The sequence below is a fragment of the Vibrio nereis NBRC 15637 genome (assembly GCF_001591105.1).
GTDB classification, from domain to species: domain Bacteria; phylum Pseudomonadota; class Gammaproteobacteria; order Enterobacterales; family Vibrionaceae; genus Vibrio; species Vibrio nereis.
This window is the reverse complement of sequence record NZ_BCUD01000051.1, coordinates 1-964: the sequence shown is the minus strand read 5'-3', so window position 1 is coordinate 964 and position 964 is coordinate 1. Positions and strand designations below refer to the sequence as shown.

Sequence of the window (964 nt, the reverse complement as noted above, 5' to 3'; positions counted from 1 at the left end):
ACTTAGAGAGCCATTTAGCATGTTGAGTGACCCTCGTCAGTCAAAAAAGGTGAGTTATGACTTCTTTGAAGTTCTATTCCAGGTGGTGGTGTCTGTGCTGTGTGGCTATAAAACATGGGACGATATAGAATAATTCGGTCATCTGAATATAGAGTGGTTTCGTCAATACGGCGGCTTCGTCAATGGTGTTCCAAGTCATGATACCTTGGCTAGAATTGTTTCTTTAATTGACCCTGATGAGTTTTCACTGTGTTTTACTCGTTGGTGCAACGAGGTACGCAAAGAGCATGAGCTGGCGGATCATCATATTGCTATTGATGGTAAAGCGCTTCGCGGCACCTATGATAAGAGTAAAAACAAGTGCTTAGTGCAAATGGTGAACGCCTACTCTATCGACTCTCGACTGGTTCTAGGGCAAGTCAAAACGGACAGTAAAAGTAATGAAATTACGGCTATTCCAGAGTTGTTAAAGCTTATCGCAGTGAAAAATAAGGTGATTAGTTTAGATGCAATGGGATGCCAACGCAGTATAGCTAAGCAGATCACCGAGCGAGGTGGTGATTACTTGCTAGCGGTCAAAGAGAACCAGAAAGCCTTACATGCACTGTTTCAAGAGCACTTTCCTTTCTCAAAAATGTCGGAATAAGAAGCTCACAGTATAGAGTTAGAGGAGTCAGGCCAAATAGGCAGGCGGACGGTTCGTACTTATACCGTAGTGCCATTTACAGAAGAGTTTGGTGACTTTGCGGTTGACTGGAGTGAGCTTAAAAGCCTGTGTATTGCGATGACTTACAAGCAAGAGGGAGATGAGGTAGCGGGCACCTTAGGTATACGTTACTTTATCTCATCAAAAGCTTTGACACCGGAAGAGTTTGGTCAGCTTTGTCGTGGACATTGGCAGATAGAAAGTATGCACTGGTGGTTAGATTCAGTGATGAGAGAAGATGACTGTCGCATCATGCTT

At 43.7% G+C, this 964-nt stretch carries 1 pseudogene; it reads left to right on the top strand.

Features of this window, described 5'->3' with window-relative positions:
- Positions 1-19: 19 nt before the first annotated feature.
- Positions 20-964: pseudogene (locus VNE01S_RS19675) on the top strand (ISAs1 family transposase); the annotation flags it as partial.